A 23006-nucleotide genomic window follows, 5' to 3' on the forward strand; every position below is an offset into this window, starting at 1 on the left:
AAAACGCCCTGACTACAAGAGCCAAGGCGCGTGGGGCAACGTAAATAGAAAATCTTACTTACCTAATTTGATTTTCAGGTTTTGGTCTAATGCTTCCAAAAACTCTTCTGTATATAGGTAATGTTCGCCATGGTTTACTTTATTACCATGAATACAAACTGCTAAATCTTTTGTCATTTTACCAGACTCAACTGTTTCAACGCAAACTTCTTCCAGCGCGTGACAGAAGTCGATAAGCGCCTGATTGCCATCTTTTTTACCACGGAATTCTAATCCACGAGTCCATGCAAAGATAGAAGCAATTGGGTTAGTTGAGGTTGGTTTACCTGCCTGATGGTCACGGAAGTGGCGTGTTACGGTTCCGTGTGCAGCTTCTGCTTCCATTGTTTCACCATCTGGTGTAACTAGCACGGAAGTCATTAGGCCTAATGAACCGAAACCTTGCGCTACTGAGTCAGACTGTACATCGCCATCGTAGTTTTTACAAGCCCATACAAACGAACCATTCCATTTTAAGGCTGAAGCTACCATGTCGTCAATCAAACGGTGTTCGTAAACGATACCTGCAGCTTCAAACTTAGTTTTGTAATCTGCCTGATAGATTTCTTCGAAAATATCTTTGAAACGACCATCGTATTTTTTCAGGATGGTGTTTTTAGTAGATAGATATAAAGGCCATTTTTTGTTCAAAGCAACGTTGAAACAAGAGTGTGCAAAACCACGGATTGATTCATCTGTGTTATACATACCCATAGCTACTCCGCCCCCTTTGAAATTATATACATCAAACTCTTTCACACTACCATCTGCACCTTCAAATTTCATCGTCAATTTACCCGGGCCATCTACTACGAAGTCAGTCGCACGGTATTGGTCACCGAAAGCATGACGACCCACAATGATTGGGGATGTCCAGTTAGAAACCAAACGAGGTACGTTCTGACAAACGATTGGCTCACGGAAAACGGTACCGTCCAGGATATTACGGATAGTACCATTTGGTGATTTCCACATTTGTTTCAGATTAAATTCTTTTACACGTGCTTCGTCAGGAGTAATAGTAGCACATTTGATACCCACACCATATTGTTTGATAGCATTGGCAGAATCGATAGTTACCTGGTCATTGGTTTCATCACGATATTCAACACCAAGGTCATAATATTTAATATCTACATCAATATATGGTAGAATCAATTTGTCTTTGATAAAACGCCAGATGATGCGGGTCATCTCGTCTCCGTCTAGTTCAACAACGGGGTTTGCTACTTTAATCTTATCCATGATTATTTGTTTAATTAATAAATGCGGTTGTAAAGTTATGCACAGAATGTGAAAAAATGTATAATTAAATCGAATTTTCTATCGGAAACCATAAAAAAAGAGCCCCCAATCGGAAGCTCTTTTTAACTTAAACCAAAGAAAATTATGAAAATTAATAAAATCTTATTTATTCAGTAGTTCGTCAAATGATAAAGCTACATAATACATTGAACCTACTGACGCACTACCAAATGCCTGAACGTAAGGTTTACCACCAATATTTGTGCCGCCAAGCTTAATAATAGACTTTATACTTGGTACTTTTAAGCTAACTTGTGCATCAATGTTATTGATAGCCTTAATTTGAGTGTTGGTAAAGGCAGCTATTGTAGCATCAGATGGTCTTGTAAAACTTGCTTCCCAATTAAATCCATCTTGATGGCGGAAATTGATATTAAAACCAAATTTACTACCGCTCACTAATCTTTTTCCGAAACTCAAGTTATAGCGATTTTTTGGTGTATTATAACCTGCATATTGTTGCTCAGAAGAGGCCGTAAATCCGATAAGATTGTTTTGGGCAAAATTGGCTCCAATATTATATCCTTTTGTTAAAGAATAGTTAGCACTAATACCAAATCCATTGGCTGTTATTCTCTCTTTTGTGTTTGAAGGACGAGAAAAACCAATATAATTGCCTATGCCAATTCCTGATTGAATCGGTAATATCCCTTCCAGCGCTGATTTAGTAGGCACGACTATAGAAGTACCACCAATAAAATTGTTATACAAACTATAGTAGAAATAAGTATCAATAAACAATTTATCAGCAATAAGGCCTTTATAACCTATTTCAAAAGACTGTATTTTTTCTGGTTGCAAAGGAACAGCTTTGTATTTAGGTAATAAACCTAAGGCAAAGCCCCTTCCGAAATCACTAGCGTTCTTAGTTACTAATCCTGTAATAGTAGTTTTAATAGCATCACTTGTCATTTGTTGTTGAACTTGAGCAGCTATAACAGCAGGTGCTTGTGCTGGAGGAATCTGCCCTGCGGCTACTGCAGCCTGAACCTGTGCCGTTACAGCAGCTACAACTTGTGCTTGTACTCCAGCAATAACCTGTGCCTGTATTGTTGGAAGCGCAGCATTAACTACCTGAGTAACCCCTGCTCTATCAGCATCAGTCAGGTACTTAGTAGCAAGACCTTTAGCGGCAAAATCAGCTAAAATATCCTGAGTAATTCCTATAGATAAATTATATCGGGTATCAAATTCCGGCTGCCCTCCAATCAATATACCAAGAGGAGTAGCTAAGTCAATATACTGATTTTGTGTGGTTGGAATACGGTAACCTGTTTGATAAGACGCACGGATATTGTGTTGACCGAATGAGCCAACTGCCGATACACGTGGAGTGAAGAATCCTTCGAAGTTTTTACTCTTATCATAACGAAGCGAGGCAGATAGTTTTAAATGATCATCAAACAAACTTTTACCCGCCTGTAGAAATGCCCCATATTCATTAATTGATATTGTTCCATCTCTACCATCTTTCGTATCAGAAAAAAGAGTTCCTTCTGAGCGCAGCTGATATTGTCTGAAGCTTGCACCACCTAACAATTCAATAAATTTAATCTGATTTTTGAAATTATAAATTCCCTCGGCATGATATAGATTAGTTTTATCCAGAAAGCCACCGCCTTTGTTGTTAGCATCAGTAGCATTAATAGAAGTGCTTCTTGCGGTTTCCAGAAGATTTTTAAAGGCATCAGTTCCTGGAGCAGGCATTCCTGCATCTGCTGCTGCACGCCCTCCTGTTGCATAATCCGCAAACCATTTATCATCTGACTTAACAGCTCTTTGCATGGCTAAGGCTACTAAACCTGCTGTATATGAATCTCCGGAACGTTCCTGAGTAGTATAAGTTCTCAAGGTGAAATTATCTCCGCGCAACTCTAGCTTGCCTTGTGTAAGGTTAAAGTTTCTAAGTGCATAGCGACCTGTACCCGTATAAACGGTAGTACCAAAACCATAGTTTACTTGTCCTATTAACTCAACTTTCTCATTGATACGATAGTGTAATGCAATATTAGTTTTAAAACTTTTGGTGTTATAATCAACCAGATCTTTTTCTAAAAGACCAGTTCTAGTTACAGGAACTCCATTAACAACTCTTCTGGTTTCATCTCCATAAACATTGACGCCATCATAATCAGCGTCTGTTCCTGTGCCACGCTTAGGGTCAGCATTACCGCCTACGTTTAAATTTGTATAATCTGTAGCTTCCCAATCTTTTGCAGTTATGTAGGCTAAATTAACTTTAAAAGCAAATTTATCATTAAATGCTTTGGCATAGCGCAACGATAAATCGTAGAAAGGAGTAGTAGTCTTTTCTCTGTTAGAAGCACTCATTACTCCACTTTTTACAGTAGCACTTAGTCCCTGATATAGGAATGGGCTTTTACTATTCATTAATATCAAACCATTGATTGCATTAGGGCCATAAAGGGCAGAAGCTGCACCGGGCAATAACTCTACACTTTCAACGTCTAATTCAGGCATACCTACAATGTTATCAACAGGAAAATTCAGGCCTGGAGCCTGATTATCCATTCCATCAATCATTTGTACAGTACGAGGGTTTCCGGTTGCACCAAATCCACGCATGTTAATTGATTTGAATAATAAACCCTGAGTGGTCATGTCAACGCCTTTCATATTAGAAAGTGCATCGTAGAAAGAAGGAGAAGTTGATTCGCGAATGGCGCGAATGTCCATTTTTTCAACAGCAACAGGCGATTTCATCACGGTTTCTTCAACACGTGAAGCCGCTACTACCACTTCTTGCCCTAAAATGGCTTGTTCTTTCAATGAAATGTTGATAGCAGCGTTATTACCTGAAACGCTTACTTCCTGACTTTCATAACCCACTGAGGTAATTAATAGCGTGAAAGGAGGAGGTGTTGACGTGCTGAAAGAGAAGTTTCCTTTGGTATCAGTAATGGTACCAATCACTTTTCCTTTTACTTGCACACTTACTCCAATCAGAGGTTCTTTTGTAACAGCGTCTGTTATTGTACCGGAAACTTTAGTCTGAGCTAAGACTACTTGCGTGATGAAAAAGCAACAGAATCCGAACAACAATTTTTTTACGGAAAGTTTCTGCATGAGGGTATTGGTTAGTGGGTTAACAAAACGTAATTTTGTGTCAAACATAGAAAAGAAAACAATAATATGCAAGCATACTATTGTTAGATTTTATAAAAATTTTACAATTTTACCAAAAAATAATTATATAAGATGAGAAAAGTTTTTTTTTCATATTTATTTTTGTTTTTCTCCTTATTTGAAGCCCATTTATATGCCCAGAAGTATGTAATTCTTGCCTCCAGTTTCGATTCTACGCATGTTCCACCAGTCCCGGATTATAGCTTAAAAGACACCTGGGCGGCGCTACCTGATAAAGAAGATGCAGCCGATAAATTACCTTTGAAGTCAAATCTGAAAGATGGCCAGAAGGAAGCTAAAGTCGATGTTTTCTTCTTGCATCCAACTATTTATACCTATACTCCGAAGAACCAATATCTCTGGAATGCTGATGTAAATGATGCAGAGTTAAATGCAATGGTAGACAACTCAACCATCCTGAATCAGGCCTCAGCTTTTAATGGTTCGGGTAGGGTATTTGCACCCCGATACCGACAGGCACATTATTATAGCTTTCTTACCAAGAACGCTGATGATAAAAAACAGGCCTTAGATTTAGCTTATGCAGATGTAAAATCGGCGTTTGAGTATTACCTTAGCCATTGGAATCAGGGGCGCCCGATTATTATAGCCTCTCATAGCCAGGGAACAGTCTTGGCCAAGCGTTTGCTAAAAGAGTTTTTTGATGGTAAACCTTTGCAAAAACAATTGGTAGAAGCCTATCTGATTGGTATTGCTACAACAGCAGATACCTTTGAAAATATTAAGCCCAGCCAATCGGCAGAAGAAATTGGTGGTTTTGTTTCGTGGAATACTTTTGCCCGGAAATTTGTTCCACCTTATTATAAAGATGGTTTAGATAAAGCAGTGTGTACTAATCCACTCTCATGGAAACTGAATGAAGATTTCGTTTCAAAAAAGGAAAATAAGGGAGGAGTCGGTTTGAAATTTACTTTTGTAAAAGAAGCCGCAGATGCACAGGTGCACGAGGGTATTCTCTGGATTAACAAACCTTATGTGAGGGGCAGAGCATTCTTGCGTACTAAAATATGGCATCGTGCAGATATAAACTTATTTTGGATGAATATCAGAGAAAACGTAGCTTTACGTACAGAAAAATACTTTAGTCAACAATAATATTTACTCGAACAGTTTATAAAAACTCATTTATTCACTTCATAAAACAAACAACGTTCAAATATTCATCATCAACCCAGTAAACTATCAATCAACAAATTAGTTTTAATCATTGGATTAAAACTTGCTTATAAATTTTAGTAATTAAAACCAGATAAAATATCATACACTGCACAGTACAAAACCCACAGAAAGTGGGCATCCCAAATAGATGTTCCCTTTTAAAATCTGTGATTCGTACATTTTAACATTTGAAGCATTATTAATGAAAGATAATTACGTAATTATAATGGCAGGAGGCGTAGGAACGAGATTCTGGCCTTTCAGCCGCACCACCAACCCAAAACAATTTCACGATGTTTTAGGCGTTGGTAAAACTATGATTCAACAAACTGTTGAGCGTTTTGAAGGTGTTTGTCCAAAAGAAAATATCTATATAGTTACGAGCGAAGAATATTACGATTTATGCAAGCAACAAATGCCGTATCTGTCAGACGACCAGATATTGTTAGAGCCGAGTCGTAGAAATACAGCCCCTTGTATTGGGTATGCCTGTTATAAAATTGCTTCCAGAAATCCAGATGCGAATATTGTGGTAGCACCTGCCGACCATATTATTTTAAAAGAAGATGAGTTTCGTGAGAAGATTAAAATAGCGTTACATTTTTCAGCAAAGAACGATGTATTGGTTACACTGGGTATTAAACCTACCCGCCCGGATACAGGCTATGGATATATCCAGTTTATGGAGTCAGAGGGAGATATTAAGCGGGTAAGAACTTTTACAGAGAAACCAAATCTTGAATGGGCTGTAAAATTTATTGAAAGCGGAGAGTTTGTCTGGAACGCAGGTATTTTCATCTGGAATGTACAGACAATCAAGAAATCTTTTGAAATGTTCTTACCTGAAATGGCCGAGGCTTTCGAAGAAATCAAGAAAGATTTTTATTCTGATAGAGAAGCTGAAGCTTTGAAAAAGGCATATCCACAGTGCAAAAATATCTCGATTGATAATGGTGTGATGGAAAAAGCCGAAAATGTTTTTGTTGTGCTTTCGGATATTGGCTGGTCTGATTTAGGTACCTGGAAATCGTTATATGACGTATCTCCCAAAGATGAAAACCAGAATGTGATAGACGGAGAAACCTTGCTATACGATACAAAGAACTCGATTATCAAAACTCCTCACGATAGACTGGTCGTAATCAATGGCTTAGATGGCTATATTGTAGCAGAGTCTGATAATGTGCTGATGATTTGTAAAAAAGAGGACGAACAGAAAGTAAAAGAGTTTGTGGCAACAGCCGGAAATAAAGGGAAAGAATTTGTTTAGTAACTGATATAATACAGTACAATAGTAAATTGCCACAATGTACACCAAGGTACGATGTTACACAATTGGCTCTAATAGTGTAACCTTGTGTTTCTCTTGTTTACATCGTGGCAAAATTGTTTACTAAAATTAAGGAATAATATATGAAAAATAATAAATTCTGGATAGTAGGCATATTTCTGACGCAATTTGGTTGCTCAAACCTGGAGCGTTTAGATACTACTGAAGTAAAGCAAGAAATGGAAGGCTACAAAATAAAGCGTATTTCGCCCGCACAGATTATGGAGCAAGTAGAGATTCTGGGTAGTGGTATTGCGGCCACTTTGACCAAAGATTTTGAGAAGCAGATGAAAGAGGCTTCAGAGGCACGTACTGAGGAAATCTGTCAGCTGAAAAATATGCGGATAATAGATTCAGTATCTAAAAAGTATAACCTAAAAGTCCGTTTATTAGGTCAGCCCGATATTGGGAGTAATAAAAGCCTGTATCCTAAAGAAAAAGAGGTATTGGAAGCCTATGCCGATAATGCAATGCAAAGGCTGCCTATGAGCAATAATATCCAGAGTATAGACGATTCGCTTTTTGTATATACTGCTCCTATACGGGCCGATAAAGGTGTAGGAAAGCTCTGTTTCAGCGATGATTCTGGTTTTGCTATCTGGAGTATTGTTCTGAAGAAATCAGAGGTTGTAAAAAGTATCAAACCTAAGAAATAGAAAGAGAGCTACCCAATAGGTAGCTCCTTTAAAAACAAAACTATAAAAAACCTAATTTTGAAAATCCTTAGTTGTTATTATTATTATCTCCTGCCTTCACATCATCATTTCTCACCGATTTTGTTTTCTTTTGCTCAACCATTCTCATATTACCAATTTTGTAGCTGAAAGTCAGTTTCACGTTTTGGTTATAGATATTGTTGATGCTTGTTTGCTTGAATTGAGCAGTATTTAATGTTGACTTCATCACCATACCTCCCAGGAAGTTGTCTGTAGCTAAACCAAGACTTCCTTTCTTGTTTTTGAAATCTTTTCTGAAACCAACCGAGTACATATAGAAGCTACCTTGTATACCCTGTAATTGTATCTGGTTACCTCTGAAAAAGCTGAATCCTTGAATACCCCAACCGTTTTTCAATTGGATTTGCGTCTGTAAACGGCCACCGATTACTACACCCGAATTGCTTATTAGTGTAGATTTACCGTCCAGGCCTTGCGCTTGTCCTTCCAGGTAGTTATAGAACACATCAATACCTGCATTCACTGACCATTTTGGTGTGATGCTTACGTTTCCGTAAATATTAGAACCAAATACCTGTTGTGTACCGATATTCTGAAATGTTGTGATAATAGCACCAAGCAATGTATCAGAAGGAGAGCTCAGACGAATGATTGAGTTATTTGTCTGACGACCAAACACTGAAGCATTCAGATATACTTTTTTAATGTTTGAACTGGCACTTAATTCAAAGTTATCAGTGATTTCAGGGCGAAGGCTTGGGTTACCGATGGTAATATTCTGAGGGTTAGCTAGATTAAAGTTTGGGTTCAATTGTTGTAAGCCCGGGCGTTGAATACGTTTGTTATAAGCCGCTTTCAAGGTTGTATTACCAAAAGTCTTCGAGACGTTTACACTTGGTACCAAGTTTCCGTAAGCCGGAATATTAATGTCTTTTGTCTGGTCTCTGGCATCAATGGTAGTATATTCGTAACGGGTACCTACTTTAAAAGTATATTTATTCTTGGTTGAATACGTATAAGACAAATATACCGAAGCAATGTTCTGTGAGTAATCTAACAAACCGGCAGGGTTTCTTACATCAGAAGCAAACTCTCCTGTTGAACCTGCAACCAGATAACTGAAATCGCTATTTACCTGACGGAATATACCTTTCACACCTAATTCCAACATCTGATTAGTTTTGATTGGTGTCTGGAAATCTGTTTGTAAGGTAACCTCCTGGTTTATATTGTTATTGAGGTTTTTCTGTCGGCTCAATGTAGTGCCTGAATCGTTCAATAAATCAGCTAAGAAATTATTTTTAAGATTACTCTTGCTGTATTGAGTTGAAACCGACCATTCTTGCGAAGGTTTGAAAGTACGTATATAATCTAAATTAACATCAACAGAGTTTGACAAGTCTTTACTATCTACATTTCTAAAAGAAGTCGAATTTAAAACGTTGTTACTATAGATATTTGTGGTAAAATCCTGAGTTCTGATAAAATTACGAGTACCAAAGTTAACACCTGCGGTTAAAGACTGGTTTTTAGAAATATCATAATCGAAACCTAAGTTATAACGGCCAAATAAACCGTTATCAAAAGCATCAGCCGTTTGTTTAGTTAATATTGTATTCCCATTTACTAAAGTACTTTGGGCTAATGAAACACCTGCTTTGTTATAGAAAGCACGGCCACCGCCACCCATGGTCACACCTAATTTACCTTTACGGATGCTACCATTCAAACCTAAGTTAGAACCACGAATACCTGCACCAGCATCAACGTTTAATGTTAAGCCTTGAATCGTACTTTTCTTGGTAATAATATTAATGATACCTCCTGAACCTTCAGCATCATATTTAGCAGATGGCGAAGTAATCACCTCTACCGATTTAATCAAGTCAGAAGGAATCATTTTCAAGGCATCAGCAATACTGCTGGCAATGATTGTAGAAGGTTTGTTGTTGATTAAAACTCTGATGTTTGAAGTTCCACGTAAAGATACGTTGCCGTCAAGGTCAACAGTCAATAAAGGTACCTTGCGCAATACATCAGCGGCATCACCACCTTTAGATGTAATATCTTTTTCTGCATTATAAACCAATCGGTCAACTTTCTCTTCAATCATTGATTTTTCGGCTGATACTGTTACTTCATCCAATTGTTTGGCACTTGTTGCCAGCTTTATCACACCTAAATCAATGTCTTTTCCTTTCTCAACTTTTATATTATCAATTGTTTTTTCAGCATAACCAATGAAAGTTACCACCAATTTAAATTCACCTGCAGCTACTCTTGATAAAGTGAATTTTCCTTTTTCGTCAGCCATTGCTCCGTCTACTACTTTATTATCTTTATTGTAAAGTGCAATGTTGGCAAACTCCACTGCTGTGGTTACGGCTTCATCAATTACAAAACCTGTAATCTTAGAGTTACCTTTTGGTGCATTGCCTTCAAGATTTAAAGTTGGTGTCTGTTGTTGGCCCAGACGTCCGTTTCCATCTCCTCTCTGACCACCTCTACCTCCCGGGCCACCAGGACCTCCTCCGGGAAATTGTGCCATTATGGAAGTGCTGGCCAAAGAAATTAAACTTAGAATAGTGATAAACTTTTTCATTGTAATTATTTTTTATGTTTTGTTTTTTCTGTCGCTAATGATTTAACGACACAAAATAAACGTGTGTTTTTTGTACATTTTTATAGAATAGATGAAATACAGAAGATAGACGATGAAAGATGAAATAAGGCTTATGTAGATAGAAAAACGCTTCAAAATAGACGGAAAGAGGGTTTTGATTGCGCTTTAAGGATTTTTGTCTTCGAATTGAGAACTTTGGTCTGTTTGATGATAATTGAATTATTTTAATAGTATAGATTTGTTTGCGTTTTGTACTTTCCGCATCTTATAAACTAGCTAAACTATAAACTTGAAAAAGTGCAAAATTTTATAAAAACAATTTAACAATTAATGACTATACTTAATAGAAAAATATCAGTTGAATACCTCTTTCGTCTGCTGTTTCATATATTGTTCTGGGGAGTATGGGTGGTTTGGCCCATTATTAATGCCTACCTGAATGACACCGAAAGAGACAGATGGTATTTAGGACATATTGCACCACTATCCATTACGCACGTCCCTCAGTTTTTTATCAATACATTAATATTAATGCCTTATTTCCTTCGCAAAAGGGGCGTTGGGTCTTATATATTCTCCGTAATTGTATTGAGCTTTGTTTTCATAATTATTCAGTATTTTTTGAAACTCGGATTGTGGGAAAACCCTGTTGATATGAATGGGCATCAAATAAAGCTTTTTGAGATGAAGACCATGTTTCCGATTCTTTTTGTGAGTGCCATAAGTACCGTATATGGACTTATTCTTTATATGGCAGACCAGGAAAAGACTAAGCAGGAGGAAAAACAGGAAAAATTGCAAGCCGAGCTATCGTTTCTTCGCTCACAAATCAGCCCACACTTTATTTTCAATGTACTTAACAGTATTGTATATCTTATTCGCACCAAATCAAGTGCAGCCGAGCCCGTTACCATTCAGTTATCAGAATTAATGCGTTACATGTTATATGAGGCCGATGACGTGCAGGTATCTTTAGATAAGGAAATTAATTATCTGAATAACTATATTGATTTGCAACGAGTGAGGTTTGAGGAAGATGTAGAGATAAATATGAAAGTAGAGGGGAATATCGGCTCACAGATTATAGAACCCATGTTATTGATTCCGTTTGTAGAAAATGCTTTTAAGCATGGGGTGGGGATGATAGATACTCCTATAATTGATGTACTGGTAAGATGCGAGGGCCAGGACCTATATTATGAAGTAAAAAATAAGATAGCTCCTGAATTAGCCGAAGATAAAGACAATAGCTCAGGTATTGGTTTGAAGAATGTGAAACGCAGATTAGAACTCTTATACGCTGATAAGCACAAGTTAGAGATTAAAAAAGAGGATAATTGGTTTATTATTTCTCTATTTTTACAATTAAAAACGATTGGCTCATGACACTCAGATGTATTGCCGTTGATGACGAAAGTATGGGACGCAAACTCCTCGAAGAGAATATCAAACAGATACCTTTCCTGGAGTTAGTTCGTACCTGTAAAAATCCTTTTGAAGCCATGCAGGCTTTACAGGAGGAGAAAATTGACCTGATGTTTCTGGATATTCAGATGCCCGGCATGTTAGGAACCAAGTTTCTGCAAAGTTTGAGAGAAAAACCACTCGTAATCTTTGTAACTGCTTATGCAAACTATGCAGTTGAAAGCTATGATTTAGATGTGGTTGATTATCTGATGAAACCCGTCAGCTTAGAACGCTTTACTAAGGCAACGTATAAAGCCTTAGAAATATATACCAAAAACCACATGGCTGCTACGGCCCCTGCCACAGTATCTACCGAGCCTGCTACAAAAGCGGATGAATTCCCTGAGTTTTTCTTCATTAATGTTGAGTACTCATTAGTGAAGATTGTCATTAAGGATATTACGCATATAGAGGGTTTGAAAGACTATATCAAAATCTTCCTGACAACCCAGACCAAACCTATTCTTACTAAATCGACCATGAAGGCAATTGAAGAGAAACTGCCTTCAAAGCAGTTTATGCGTATCCATAAGTCTTTCATTGTCAATACCGATAAAATAGAATCAATCAGAGGGCAACGGATTAAGATAGGCATACATGATATTCCTGTCAGTGAATCAAGTATTGATGAGTTATTAAAGCTATTGAATTATTCTAAGTAATAAGAGTTGGTAGAAAATATCTGGCCTTTTCCACTATGTATGGCATATTGTCTCTAATATTTATTTTTACTTATACAAAAACCCGTTTACCAGTTCAAACTATGATGAACAAGAAATTTACAAAACTCTTTGTAGGAGGACTATTTATTGCCCTGCAAAGCCTTGCCCAGGTGCCCGAAGAAAATCGCTTCACCAAGGTTGTACTCGGTGAGAAACTAGATGAACCGATGGAAATGGCCTTATTAAAAGATGGCCGTGTGCTATTCGTGGAGCGTAAGGGAGCCTTAAAACAGTATAGTCCTGTAACGAAAGAAATCAAAATCTTGGCCACAATTCCGGTTAATACCAAATATACGAACCGTGAAGGTGTAAAGCGCGAGGCAGAAGAAGGCTTGATGGGTTTGATACAAGACCCGAATTTTGAGAAAAATCACTGGATTTATATGTATTATGCTGATCCTGATGTAGCTAAGCACGTATTGGCTCGTTGGGAATTAAAAGGTGAAGAACTGGTAGAAGCTTCAAAGAAAGTAATTCTGGAAGTACCAACTCAAAGACATGAATGTTGCCATACTGGTGGTGGTATGGTATTCGATAAGGCAGGTAATTTATTTCTGACCGTTGGTAATAATACAAGTAATAGTAATTCAGAGGGATATGCAACAATCGATGAACGCCCGAATCAGGAAGACTGGGATGATCAACGTGGTGCTTCCAATACCAATGATTTACGTGGTAAAATCCTGAGAATTAAACCGGAAGCAAACGGTACTTACTCAATTCCAAAAGGAAACCTTTTTCCTGAAGGAACACCTAAAACCCGTCCGGAAATTTATACAATGGGTCACCGCAATCCATGGAGACCAAGTATTGATAGCAAAACAGGTTATTTATACTGGGGAGAAGTTGGCCCTGATGCCTCGAAAGATTCGGAACGTGGTCCTCGTGGATACGACGAGTTCAATCAGGCCAAAGGCCCGGGCTTTTTTGGTTGGCCATATTTCATCGGTGATAGCAAACCTTATACAGACTGGGATTTTGTCACCAATAAACCAAAGTTGGATTCAAAGTTTGACCCTGCCAAACCTATCAACGATTCTCCGAACAATACAGGTTTGAGAGAATTACCTCCAGCACAAAAAGCCTTTATCTGGTATCCGTATGCAATTTCAGAAGAATTCCCGTTAGTGGGTAGCTCTGGCCGTAGTGCTACGGGTGGTCCAGTATATCACCGCTCTGATTTCCCGATAGCTAAACGCCCTTTTCCTGATTATTATGAAGGTAAATGGTTGATTGTAGAGTTTATGCGTGGCTGGATTATGAGTGTAACGATGGACGAAAACGGCAACTATAAATCAATGGAGCGTTTTATGCCTAATACCGATTTCGGTAGCGCTATCGATATTGATTTTGCCCCTGACGGAGATTTATATGTATTAGAATATGGTACGGCGTGGTTTAAAGGTAACGACAATGCAAGATTAGTAAAAGTAGAATACAATGCGGGTAACCGCAAACCGGAAGTACAGATTGCTTCGGATAAAACGGGTGGTGCTATTCCGTTAAAAGTAAATTTCTCTTCAGAAGGAAGTAAAGATGCTGATGGCGATGCCCTGACCTACGAATGGAAAGTGAGTAATAAAACTGCCGGCACAAGAGTATTTAAAACAGCTAATCCAACAGTAAGTTTTGATAAAGCAGGGGTTTATAAAGCTACTTTGACTGTAACAGATGCCAAAGGCGCTAAAAACAGCCAGTCTTTAGATATTAAAGTAGGTAACGAACCTCCGATAGTTGCTTTTGATATCCTGAAAGGTAATAAAACGTTCTACTTCCCGAATAAACCAATTGAGTATGATGTAAAGGTAGACGATAAGGAAGATGGTAGCCTGAGTAATGGTAAAATCAAACCAGAACAAGTGGCCGTGAATATCGATTATATGCCTATTGGTTACGATAAAATTGAAGTTTCTCAAAACCATAGAGGAGCTGACGCCGCAGCCTTCGCATCAACCGGTCAACGTTTGATGGCAGCCAGTGACTGTAAAGCCTGCCACGTGATTGATAAAAAATCTGTTGGTCCAAGTTATACCGATATTGCCAATAAATACAGAGGTAATGCCGGAATTACTGAGCAATTAGCTAAGAAAGTAATCAGTGGTGGTATGGGTGTCTGGGGAGAGCATGCCATGAGTGCCCACCCGACATTATCACAAAGTGATGCTACTTCAATGGTTGAATACATTTTAAGTATTGGTGAGAAAAAAGATGTGAAAACTTATCCGACTAAAGGTAGTTATACAACAGCTATTCCTGCCGGACAAAAAGAAAACGGCTCATTTGTGCTAAGGGCTTCTTATAAAGACAGAGGTACGAAATTGATGCCCGCTTTAGCTTCTGAGCAAACGATTGTATTAAGACACCCATTCCTGGATCCTGAATTAGCCAATAAAGCCAAAGGCACACAAAAAGTAATGACTCCATCTAAGTCATTTTTTGTAGTAGGTGATAACGCTTATATTGGTTATGATAAAATAGACTTTACTAATATAAGTCAAATAGACTTTTTAGTAATGGCTACTACACGTGTAGGTGCTGCTGGAGGTGTAATAGAAGTTCATTTAGATTCTCCAAACGGACCATTAGTAGGCAAAACAGAAATGGTAGAGGTGAAAGAACCTGCTCCATTCCGTCCGCCTGCCACTACACCAGCTGCTCCGGCGCAAGGAAATGCTGCTAATCAGCAACAGCAAAGACCTGCTAATACAACGGCTCCGGCTATGCCTGATATGAATGCGATGATGCGCAGAGGAGCAACTAAAGCAACGGTGAATGTTTCAACCAGTGGAACGCATGATGTGTATTTCGTCTTTAAAAACGAAAAAGCATTGCCAACACAAATATTAATGCAGGTAATAGGAGCAGAATTTAAAAGTAATACTAACTTGTAATTCTTTTCAACTCAATTACTATTTAACCTCTTGATATGATGAAAATCTTAAACTTAAGAACAATCCTTTTAGGGATTGTTCTTTTTTCGTTCAATTTCGTTTCGTTCGGGCAAAAACTGGCTTCCGGGCCACAGGTACTTACTTTCCATTCTGATGTGGATGATACCGAACAGCCTTACGGCTTATACTTGCCCAAAAACTACAATGCCAAGAAAAAGTATCCGCTTGTGGTAATGCTTCATGGCGCAGGTTCTAATCATCGTCTGGCTTTACGTCGGGTTTTTGGTAAAAGTAATGCTGAAGGAGAGTCTGATGTAGAAGCAAGTCGCTATTTTCCTGAATGGAAAGATGTCGATTATATTGTGATAAGTTCTTTTGCCCGTGGTACTATGGGCTATCAGGGCGTAGCAGAAAAAGATGTCATGGACATGGTAGCCGATGCTAAGAAACGCTTTTCTATAGATGAAAACCGTACTTACCTGACTGGCCTTTCAATGGGTGGTGGTGGAACCATGTGGATTGGATTAAGCTATCCTGATATGTGGGCAGCTATTGCCCCTGTTTGTCCGGCCCCTCCTGGTGGAACACTCGAATTAGTACCTAATGCAATTAATTTTCCTGTTTATTTCTTTCAGGGAGATGCTGACCCTGCAGTAAAAGTAGATTCTACTCGTAAATGGGTGCAACGTTTCAAAGATGCAGGTGTGCAGGTAGAATATACCGAGTATCCGGGTGTGAAACATGATAGCTGGGTAAATGCCTACAAAGATGAGTTTATTTTCGATTGGTTTGCCAAGTTTAAACGTAATCCTTATCCTGACCATGTGCGTTTTGCGGCTACTCAGTATAAACACAATAAATCTTATTGGGTAACTTTAGATGAATTTACACCGGGAACAACAGCATTGATTGATGCGAAGTTTACTACAAAAAACCGTTTGGAGATTAGCACCAAAGGTTTAAAAACTTTCACACTTAATCTGACAGACCATCCAAGTTTCAAATCAAAATCTCCTTTGGAGTTAGTGATTAATGGACAAACCATTCGCGCAGAAGCAGGTGCTACTTTGACATTGACACAAAGTGGAGATGCCTGGGCAGTAAATACATTGAATACTTTAGCTTCGGCCAAGAAACGTGGTGCAGAAGGCCCGATGTCAGAAGCAATTGCTGACCGCCATGTATATGTCTATGGCACAGGTGGCAGTCCATCACAAGACGAATTAGCTAAAAGACGCGCAGAAGCTCAAAAAGCTATGGAATGGTCTACCTATAGAGGTGATTTCTTAGGTAGAGTTATGGTTTTTCCGCGTTTATTGAGTGATAAGGAAGTTCGTCCAAGCGATATTGAAAGCTCAAACCTTATTCTTTTTGGTACTAAAGAAACAAACAGTTTGATTGAGAAATATAGTGATAAACTGCCTGTATCATTGAAAGCAGCGGCTGAGGGCTATGGCCTGGCTTATGTATTTCCAGTGGATAATCGTTATATATTAGTTAATTCTGGCTTACCTTGGTGGACATTATCAGACAATCCGAATGCACCTACCCGTCAGAACACACCTGCGCCAATGAATGTTCTGGGCAGATTCCAGGATTTTGTGCTTTTCAAAGGAACTATCAACAATGTGGTTTCAGGTGGAAGATTCAATAATGACTGGACATTACCAAACACAGAAGTAGATAAAATGAAAGCCTCAGGAGTGGTGGTTTTTAAATAATAGACTTTTATTAAATCAATATACGTGCATTGTTCCGGATATAATTTTCCGGAACAATGCACGTTTTAGTTTAAATCATTGAAATTTTGGCATTAGATTTGACTTATTTGGAGAAATTCTTGTAGCTTTGCAACCCTAAATGAGAAAAAATACTTACATATCACGTTCTTTTGGACTTTTAATGTTCATCATTGTGGTTGTGACGAGTGTGATGGGTAAACAGATTTACCATGCACATTCGAATCAAGCTCCTGTTGCTACAGAAAAAGTAAAGCCTAATAAGGCCGAAAAAGGAGAGCAGTCTAAAGAACAGACTGTTGTAAGTGAAGTGTCTCTGGAAGTAGTAGTGCCGAGTCATGCCTTCGATTTCGGCTATGATGCTATCATTTTACCTCTTCCGCAAGTAATTTATGTAATTGTTGAGACTTCTGTTAAAACTTTTACAAAACCGCTTTATAGGCTATCGTATTTCGAAAAATTGTATGAGCATCATATTGCTCCCAACGCCCCGTAATTGATGACCCTGAAAAGGGTACCTCTTTCTTTTTATTCATGAGTCCTTCATGAAGTAATTTACTCAATTCAATTTTATTTTTTAAACATTATTCCCTATAATGAGCAACAGAGGTGGAATTATAGCACTTTTAGTGGCATTTCTGACACTTAGTGTTTACTTTTTATTACGTACCTGGAAAGCAAACGACATCAGAAACGATGCTGAAGCATTTGCTACTGATAAATCAGGTAAAATAGATTATGCTAAAAAACAAAGATATCTTGACTCTTTGTGGAAACAGCCGGTATTTTTAGGTACAACAACCGAAGACCTTACCAAACAAGAATTAGGCTTAGGTCTTGACTTGCAAGGTGGTATGAGTGTAATTCTTGAAGTATCTCCTGCCGAAATCGTTCGTTCTTTGGCCGGAAGCTCAAGAGATTCAAGAGTAGCTACTGCTCTTGCCAATGCGCAAAAAAGAGCCGTATCAAGCACAACAAACTTCGTCGATTTATTTGCTGATGAATTCAAAAAAGTAGCGCCTGATACCAAATTAGCGAATGTATTCTCTAATAGCTCTAACCGTGGCACGCTTAGCCTGGAATCATCAGATAATCAGGTTGTAAGCTATATCAAAAAAGAAGTAGATGGTGCATTTGACCGTGCGTTCAGAATCATCCAGACACGTGTCGATAAATTTGGTGTTGCTAACCCTAACTTACAAAGATTGTCAGGTACTAACCGTATCCAGGTAGAATTACCGGGTGTTGATAACCCTGACCGTGTGCGTAAATTATTGTCTGGTGCAGCGAAACTAGAATTCTGCGAAGTATATACGATGCAGGAAATCGCTCCATCTTTCGATGGTTTGGCAAGTATCTTATTGCAAATGGATATTGATGCAAAAGGTAAAACAACAGCAACTACCGGAGCTAAAAAAGATACAACAGCTACAGCCACTGCAGCGAGTACAGATACATCTAAAAACAGCTTAAGTGCACAGTTAACAGGTGGTGGCGTCAAAGGCGATTCAACTAAAAAAGATTCAGCTTCATTGGCACAACGTCAGAACAATGCATTCAGTAACCTTTTTATTCCAACGGGTTATGGTGTAGCAGTTCGCACAAAAGACGTAGCACGCGTAAAAGAGGTAATGGACCGTTCAGATGTTCGTGCTTTGTTCCCTGCTAATTCAAGCTATGTATTTGACATTAAACCACGTGCAAACGGCACAAACGTGAACGAGGAAATCGTGGATATGTATTTCGTGAAAGATTTAGGCAAAGCCCCTTTAGAAGGTGATGTGGTAACCAATGCTAACCAGGATTATGACGAGCGCGGAAAACCAGCCGTAGAAATGCAAATGAATGCAGAAGGTGCCAGAAAATGGAAAGCCCTTACAGGTGCAAACATTGGTCGCCCGATTGCTATCATTCTTGATAACTATGTATATTCTGCTCCTAACGTAAACGGTGAAATCTCAGGTGGTCGTTCAAGCATCGCTGGTAACTTCACAGTTGAAGAAGCGCAAGACTTAGCAAACGTGTTGAAAGCCGGTAAATTACCTGCACCAACCAATATTATCTCTGAAGACATTGTAGGTGCTACGGTAGGTTCTGAAGCTGCTCAGGCAGGTATTATCTCGTCATTGGTAGGTTTATTGGTAGTATTAGGCTTTGTGTTGATTTATTATAATAAAGCCGGTGTAATTGCCGATATCGCCCTTATTGTTAACTTATTCTTATTATTAGGGGTTATGGCATCATTTGGTGCTACGCTTACACTACCAGGTATTGCAGGTATGGTATTATCGGTTGGGGTGTCTGTCGATGCTAACGTACTAATCTACGAACGTATCAAAGAAGAATTGGCCTTGGGTAAAACGTTTAAAGATGCGGTAAGAGACGGTTTCAAAAATGCGATGTCATCAATCATTGACTCAAACGTAACGACATTGATTACCGGGGTTGTCTTATTTGCCTTTGGTACAGGTTTGATTCTTGGTTTTGCCACTACCCTTTTGATTGGTATCTTCACCTCATTATTCTCAGCAATCTTCGTTTCTAGATTATTGTTCGAATACTATATTGGCAAAGGAAAAACCATTTCTTTCTCTACTAAATGGTCGGATAAACTTTTCAAAGATTCAAAATTCGACTTCGTTTCGAAACGTAAATTATATTACACTATTTCTAGTGCGATTATCATTGCAGGTATTATCTCTATCGCAGTTAAAGGCTTCGGTTTAGGTGTAGACTTCTTAGGGGGACGTACTTATATCGCCAAATTTGAGAAAACGGTTAATACCGAAGATATTGAAAATGCTTTGAAACCAACTTTCGAAGGTCAGGCGATTGAGGTAAAAACATTCGGTGGTTTTGATCAGGTAAAAATCACGACTCCTTACAAAATCGAGAATACCAATACAGAGGTTGAGCAGGAATTACAAGCGAATGTAAATAAAGCAATCACTAATGTAAATGGTAACTCAGGTAAAGTAGTAAGTTCATCTAAAGTTGGACCAACCATTGCGAATGATGCTATCTGGGGTGCTGTAAAAGCAGTATTACTATCAATTATACTGGTATTTGCTTATATCTATATCCGATTCCGTAAACTCGCTTTCGCTTATGGTGCATTGGTGGCCTTATCTCACGACGTCTTGATTATTCTTGGGGTGTTCTCAATCCTACGTGGTTTCTTGCCATTCTCTTTGGATGTTGACCAGGCTTTTGTAGGTGCGGTATTGACTATCATGGGTTATTCAATGAACGATACGGTCGTGGTATTTGACCGTGTACGTGAATATTTAGCTGAAAAACGTGGGGTAAGAGAAGATATTCCAACGGTTATCAACAATGCCTTGAACAGTACTTTGAGTAGAACAGCCGTAACCGGTTTCTCTACCCTATTGGTACTATTAGTATTATTGATTTTCGGTGGTGAAACTATCCGTGGTTTCGTATTTGCTATGTTTATCGGGGTAATCGTAGGTACTTACTCTTCACTGTTCGTAGCAACACCAATTGTTGTAGACGGTATGCAACGCGATATCAAGAAAGAAGATGAAAAACTGGCGGCTGCTCCGGTAGTAGTTGAAACCAAAAAGACTAAAAAGTCTTAATAGTTAGCGTTTATACAAATAAAGCCCTGACTTGCAAAGGTCGGGGCTTTTGTTTTATATAGATATCTGAAATAAGGTAAATCATGCCTTATGTTCAGCAATTTCTATTAATTGACTGATATGTGTGATAATACTGGTATCTGGTCGGGTTTCAATACCTTGTCCGATTACCTGAAAGCCTGTTAGAAGAATCTTGATATTGGGAAATCTTTTTTCCAGTTTGCTGACATACTTCTGGGTTTCATCCTGAGAGGGATGTGAAGTAATGGCAGTAAATATATAGTCTGGCTTTTGAGTATCGCATACGTAAGCCAATTCATCAAAAGGTAAGGTCTGCCCTAGATAAATGACTTTATTATTGCGACCCCTCAATACATAATTGGCAAAGAGTAAAGAGAGCTCATGCAATTCACCTTCGGGCAAAAATAAAACGAATTTTTTAGAATGAGGATTATGTCTTATTACCTGTCCATCAATCGCTACAATCAATTTCTGGCGAATCAGATTTGAAATAAAATGCTCTTGCGCTGGGCCGATAGACCCTGTCACCCATAAAATACCGATTCTATTGAGAAACGGATAAATGATATTAATCATCATATCCTCAAAGCCGAATTTCAACGCATTGGTAGACATGATTTTCTCAAACTTTTCTTCGTCGAGGTCAATCATGGCAATGGTCAACGCATGAATCTGGTCAGGATAATTCTGTTTTTTGTCAGTAATACTAATGACCTCAGTCGACAATCGTTCAGCAGAGAGCTTGGCGATTTCAGAAATTTTATACTCGTGTTCTTTCAGCAGAGCGATATTCAGAACCAGTTTTAAGTCCTGGTCATCATAAATACGTATGTTCGTATCTGTTCTTTTAGGCGCAATAATATTATAACGTTGTTCCCAGATTCTGAGAGTATGCGCCTTAATGCCGGATAATTGCTCTAAATCTCGTATGGAGTAGTTACTCATTATATGTTAGGTTTTTCGCTTGAAAGGTGGTGTTTTACTAAAGGTGGAATTTTAAATAAATTCAACACAGCTTTGGTTTATAGTATAGATATAACTTAAACCAATAGAATTTGTTTAAAAAATTAATGTCTAAGGTTTTATGTATAAATGATGTTAAAGATAATCAAGAAAATTGAGTAGTTTTGCACCCTGATTTATAGGAATGATAAATCAGTTTATTGAAAATAATTTTAAAACGCATAATATGACTACCGAACAATTGAAGGAGTTAAAAGCCAGAGTAGCGGCTTTAAGGGGGTATCTTTGACTACGATAGTAAGAAAGAACAGTTAGATGACCTCGAAAACCAAACTGCTCAACCGGAGTTCTGGACAAATGCTGAAAAGGCTGAAAGCGTAATGAAACAAGTACGTGCCCTGAAAGGTTGGACAGTAGGCTACGAAAAGGCAGAAAGTGCTATCGGCGACCTTGAAACCCTATTTGAGTTTTACACGTTAGGCGAGGCTACCGAAGAAGAAGTAGACGAAGAAGGAAAGAAATTTGATGAAATACTGGCAGAACTGGAATTGAAAAAAATGCTTTCGAATGAGGAAGATCAGTTTAGTGCAGTATTGGAGATAAACGCAGGTGCAGGAGGAACAGAAAGCCAGGACTGGACAAGTATGTTGATGCGTATGTATATGATGTGGGCCAATAAAAAAGGCTACAAGGTATCAGAACTGGATTATCAGGATGGTGATACAGCCGGAGTGAAATCCGTATCATTGCAGATTGAAGGCCCAATGGCCTATGGTTTCCTGAAATCAGAAAATGGGGTGCATCGTTTGGTAAGGGTTTCACCGTTCGATTCTAATGCCCGTCGCCACACTTCGTTTGCCTCAGTATACGCTTATCCATTAGTAGATGATACTATTGAGATTGAGATAAAAGATGCTGATATTGAAATCCAGACATCTCGCTCAGGTGGTGCAGGTGGACAGAACGTAAATAAGGTAGAAACAAAAGTACAGCTGACTCACAAACCCACTGGTATTATGATTACCTGCCAGATAGAACGTAGCCAGCACGCTAACCGTGAACATGCGATGCAGATGTTAAAATCGAAATTGTATCAATTAGAGGTTGAAAAACGTAATGCGGCTAAAGCAGAAACGGAAGCTGGCAAGATGAAAATTGAGTGGGGTTCGCAGATTCGTAGTTATGTATTAGACGACCGTCGCGTAAAAGACCATCGTACCAATATTCAGACATCTAATACCGAAGCAGTTTTAAATGGTGATATTGATGAATTTATCAAAGGCTATTTAATGGCTAGTTAA

General features: G+C 38.5%; 14 protein-coding genes. 10 read left to right on the forward strand and 4 right to left on the reverse strand.

Annotation, left to right across the window (positions count from 1 at the left end; genetic code table 11):
- Positions 1–54: 54 nt before the first annotated feature.
- Together D0T08_RS13655 and D0T08_RS13660 are read right to left on the reverse strand one after the other, a co-directional pair.
- Entirely contained in the window at positions 55–1284 is a 1230-nt protein-coding gene (locus D0T08_RS13655; protein ID WP_199538159.1) for an isocitrate dehydrogenase (NADP(+)), read from the reverse strand.
- A gap of 162 nt (positions 1285–1446) precedes the next feature.
- Entirely contained in the window at positions 1447–4431 is a 2985-nt protein-coding gene (locus D0T08_RS13660) for a carboxypeptidase-like regulatory domain-containing protein (RefSeq protein ID WP_116983214.1), read from the reverse strand.
- A 132-nt stretch (positions 4432–4563) separates the two neighbouring features.
- Here D0T08_RS13660 and D0T08_RS13665 point away from each other — a divergent pair, with 132 nt between their 5' ends.
- From D0T08_RS13665 to D0T08_RS13675, 3 genes are all read left to right on the forward strand, one after another.
- Positions 4564–5607: a DUF3089 domain-containing protein gene (locus D0T08_RS13665; RefSeq protein ID WP_116983215.1), complete on the forward strand. Its 1044-nt coding sequence runs from the start codon at positions 4564–4566 to the stop codon at positions 5605–5607.
- 265 nt (positions 5608–5872) lie between these two features.
- Positions 5873–6940, forward strand: a complete 1068-nt coding sequence (locus tag D0T08_RS13670) for a mannose-1-phosphate guanylyltransferase (protein WP_116983216.1) — start codon at positions 5873–5875, stop codon at positions 6938–6940.
- A 143-nt stretch (positions 6941–7083) separates the two neighbouring features.
- Entirely contained in the window at positions 7084–7656 is a 573-nt protein-coding gene (locus D0T08_RS13675; protein ID WP_116983217.1) for a hypothetical protein, read from the forward strand.
- A gap of 67 nt (positions 7657–7723) precedes the next feature.
- On the opposite strand, the gene D0T08_RS13680 is transcribed toward D0T08_RS13675, so the two are convergent.
- Positions 7724–10279, reverse strand: coding sequence for a TonB-dependent receptor domain-containing protein (locus tag D0T08_RS13680; protein WP_116983218.1), 2556 nt, complete (start codon positions 10277–10279; stop codon positions 7724–7726).
- A 351-nt stretch (positions 10280–10630) separates the two neighbouring features.
- Between D0T08_RS13680 and D0T08_RS13685 the strand changes: the two genes are divergently transcribed.
- From D0T08_RS13685 to secDF, 6 genes are all read left to right on the forward strand, one after another.
- Positions 10631–11686 (forward strand): sensor histidine kinase, encoded by a 1056-nt coding sequence (locus tag D0T08_RS13685; protein WP_116983219.1) that lies wholly within the window; start codon positions 10631–10633, stop codon positions 11684–11686.
- Positions 11683–12429: a LytTR family DNA-binding domain-containing protein gene (locus tag D0T08_RS13690; RefSeq protein WP_116983220.1), complete on the forward strand. Its 747-nt coding sequence runs from the start codon at positions 11683–11685 to the stop codon at positions 12427–12429. The genes D0T08_RS13685 and D0T08_RS13690 overlap by 4 nt, the downstream gene beginning before the upstream one ends.
- A 104-nt stretch (positions 12430–12533) precedes the next feature.
- Complete coding sequence (locus D0T08_RS13695) at positions 12534–15380, forward strand: PQQ-dependent sugar dehydrogenase (RefSeq protein WP_409012928.1); 2847 nt, start codon at positions 12534–12536, stop codon at positions 15378–15380.
- Between the two features lie 35 nt (positions 15381–15415).
- On the forward strand, positions 15416–17101 hold the full coding sequence (locus D0T08_RS13700) for an alpha/beta hydrolase-fold protein (RefSeq protein ID WP_229238960.1): 1686 nt from the start codon (positions 15416–15418) through the stop codon (positions 17099–17101).
- Positions 17102–17240: 139 nt separating this feature from the next.
- On the forward strand, positions 17241–17615 hold the full coding sequence (locus D0T08_RS13705; RefSeq protein WP_116983222.1) for a hypothetical protein: 375 nt from the start codon (positions 17241–17243) through the stop codon (positions 17613–17615).
- Between the two features lie 100 nt (positions 17616–17715).
- A complete protein-coding gene (gene secDF / locus D0T08_RS13710) occupies positions 17716–20721 on the forward strand; it encodes a protein translocase subunit SecDF (protein ID WP_116983223.1) in 3006 nt (1001 codons plus the stop codon).
- A gap of 81 nt (positions 20722–20802) precedes the next feature.
- On the opposite strand, the gene D0T08_RS13715 is transcribed toward secDF, so the two are convergent.
- Positions 20803–21687, reverse strand: a complete 885-nt coding sequence (locus tag D0T08_RS13715; RefSeq protein ID WP_116983224.1) for a MerR family transcriptional regulator — start codon at positions 21685–21687, stop codon at positions 20803–20805.
- Between the two features lie 244 nt (positions 21688–21931).
- Here D0T08_RS13715 and prfB point away from each other — a divergent pair.
- Positions 21932–23006, forward strand: a protein-coding gene (gene prfB, locus D0T08_RS13720) for a peptide chain release factor 2 (protein WP_116983393.1) whose coding sequence is annotated in 2 segments (ribosomal slippage) — positions 21932–21991 and positions 21993–23006 — 1074 coding nt in all. Because the reading frame shifts where the segments join, the coding sequence is not laid out codon by codon here.

Source organism: Emticicia sp. C21 (assembly GCF_003418935.1).
In the GTDB taxonomy this organism is placed as follows: domain Bacteria; phylum Bacteroidota; class Bacteroidia; order Cytophagales; family Spirosomataceae; genus Emticicia.

Excerpts from the sequence above, each read along its gene's own strand:
- D0T08_RS13655 (WP_199538159.1), bottom strand. The coding sequence starts at position 1,284 with ATGGATAAGATTAAAGTAGCAAACCCCGTTGTTGAACTAGACGGAGAC.
- D0T08_RS13660 (WP_116983214.1), bottom strand. The coding sequence starts at position 4,431 with ATGCAGAAACTTTCCGTAAAAAAATTGTTGTTCGGATTCTGTTGCTTT.
- D0T08_RS13665 (WP_116983215.1), top strand. The coding sequence starts at position 4,564 with ATGAGAAAAGTTTTTTTTTCATATTTATTTTTGTTTTTCTCCTTATTT.
- D0T08_RS13670 (WP_116983216.1), top strand. The coding sequence starts at position 5,873 with ATGAAAGATAATTACGTAATTATAATGGCAGGAGGCGTAGGAACGAGA.
- D0T08_RS13675 (WP_116983217.1), top strand. The coding sequence starts at position 7,084 with ATGAAAAATAATAAATTCTGGATAGTAGGCATATTTCTGACGCAATTT.
- D0T08_RS13680 (WP_116983218.1), bottom strand. The coding sequence starts at position 10,279 with ATGAAAAAGTTTATCACTATTCTAAGTTTAATTTCTTTGGCCAGCACT.
- D0T08_RS13685 (WP_116983219.1), top strand. The coding sequence starts at position 10,631 with ATGACTATACTTAATAGAAAAATATCAGTTGAATACCTCTTTCGTCTG.
- D0T08_RS13690 (WP_116983220.1), top strand. The coding sequence starts at position 11,683 with ATGACACTCAGATGTATTGCCGTTGATGACGAAAGTATGGGACGCAAA.
- D0T08_RS13695 (WP_409012928.1), top strand. The coding sequence starts at position 12,534 with ATGAACAAGAAATTTACAAAACTCTTTGTAGGAGGACTATTTATTGCC.
- D0T08_RS13700 (WP_229238960.1), top strand. The coding sequence starts at position 15,416 with ATGATGAAAATCTTAAACTTAAGAACAATCCTTTTAGGGATTGTTCTT.
- D0T08_RS13705 (WP_116983222.1), top strand. The coding sequence starts at position 17,241 with ATGAGAAAAAATACTTACATATCACGTTCTTTTGGACTTTTAATGTTC.
- secDF (WP_116983223.1), top strand. The coding sequence starts at position 17,716 with ATGAGCAACAGAGGTGGAATTATAGCACTTTTAGTGGCATTTCTGACA.
- D0T08_RS13715 (WP_116983224.1), bottom strand. The coding sequence starts at position 21,687 with ATGAGTAACTACTCCATACGAGATTTAGAGCAATTATCCGGCATTAAG.